Origin of the sequence: Bacillus sp. FJAT-29814 (assembly GCF_001510715.1) — a bacterium.
Lineage (GTDB): Bacteria > Bacillota > Bacilli > Bacillales > Cytobacillaceae > Neobacillus.
Window position 1 is genome coordinate 10,993 of record NZ_LMTJ01000003.1, and the last position, 1,638, is coordinate 12,630.

At 37.7% G+C, this 1,638-nt stretch carries 1 protein-coding gene; it reads right to left on the bottom strand.

The genetic code is table 11. The annotated features are described in order from the left end of the window. Window positions 1–139: 139 nt before the first annotated feature. On the bottom strand, window positions 140–1,375 hold the full coding sequence (locus AR334_RS07950) for an IS110 family transposase (protein ID WP_066307766.1): 1,236 nt from the start codon (window positions 1,373–1,375) through the stop codon (window positions 140–142). Between the last annotated feature and the right edge of the window lie 263 nt (window positions 1,376–1,638).

Consider the following 1,638-nt stretch of genomic DNA (forward strand, 5'->3'; position numbering starts at 1 on the left):
AAGTAAACCAGCTAATAGTTTGTCAATATTTTTCAATAAAAATTTAAAATATCTCATGCTATACTAAAAATATGCATGCCAAATAACCTTCCGATAGACTAATTTGGAAGGTTTTGTGTTATTTAGTTAGATATAGGTTCTAAGCTATATCTTGGAAAGTCGTTTTATTCTTTAGTAGGGCAAATATCCAATGTAAGAGCTTATTTACACAAGCAATGACAGCTACCTTAAAAGGTTTTCCTTCTTCACGTTTCTTATCATAGAACTCTCGTAATTTCTTATTGCGAGGTATGATTTCATCGCTTGTTTTGCTTTTACGACAGTCACGTATAGCACAACGAACAGCCATATATAGGGCGTGACGAAGCCTGCTGGACCCTCTTTTTGTGATTCGATTCTTGGTGGCTGTAAACTTACCAGATTCAAATACACTAGGGTCAACTCCAGCGAAAGCTACCAGCTTTTTAGGATCAGTAAATCGATCTATCTCTCCAATTTCTGAAATGATCGTTGCCGCGATCTTTTCTCCGATACCAGGGATAGATTTGATAATATTATATTCTTCAACTTCTTTAGCGAGGGCATCTATCTCGGACTCTAACTTAGATAGGTGCTCTTTGTACTGAAGAATGATATTGATATACATACCTAGACTTAAAATATGGCTCTGATAAACGGTCTTTTCAAACGGATTTCGATTTGCGGCTGCCTTGAGCTTAGTAGCTTTTTCTTTAGCCCATCGATAGGAACGACTTTTACATAACTCAGCGATTTTGTTGGCTATTGTTTCTTCACTTGCCTCTAAAATATCTTCAGATGAGGGAAACTCTGAAAGAGTTAATAGTGATACTACCGAATATAAGTCACCAAAAACACCTCTGTATTCAGGGAAGACCTGCTCCAGAATCGCTTGAAATTGTAGCTTTGTTTGAATCAATACTCCAGTAATATTTTCGTGCTGTCTTGTAAGATTCCGAAGGTTTAATAGCTGTACACCACGTTTCTTATACGGCTCTAAATCCTCCTTATAAAACAGCTCACAGAGATGGTAAGCATCTATCGCATCTGTCTTTACTTTTCGAAGACTTGAACTTTTGGCCTTATAAGAAATCAATGGATTAATAATTATCAATAAATACCCACGGTCCTCCAAGTATTGAACAACAGAGGAATGATAATGTCCTGTCGCTTCTAGAACAATAGTTGGTTTCTTGCCAGTTTCTCTCTTAACCACCTCCAGATACTCTACAAGTAAATCAAGACCTTCTATAGTATGAGAAACTTTAAAACTCTTACGGTATGGTTTGCCTTTATCTAAAAATGCCTGAACTTGACTTTCTCCTTTTGAAACATCCAGACCAATGACTGGATTCATATCAAAAATCCTCCTCCTAAACTAGTAATTTGCCAGTACCCCTAATCCTCCATGCAGTGTCACAGCTTCGCTTGTTATACGAGATCTAAGTCCCAACCAGCCTCAATCATGTTTCTACAAGTAGGGGGCGAACCGTTTACTTGACGGGGTCAAAGCCCCACGGGCAGTTACGTTCTACCCTGGCTACTGATATAATAAGACCAAAATAAATAAGGTCAACCAGAAATATTTAGCATTCTGGTTAACCTTATAATACGAACGGG

Coding starts and splice junctions, on each gene's coding strand:
- AR334_RS07950 (WP_066307766.1), bottom strand. CDS start 1,375: ATGAATCCAGTCATTGGTCTGGATGTTTCAAAAGGAGAAAGTCAAGTT.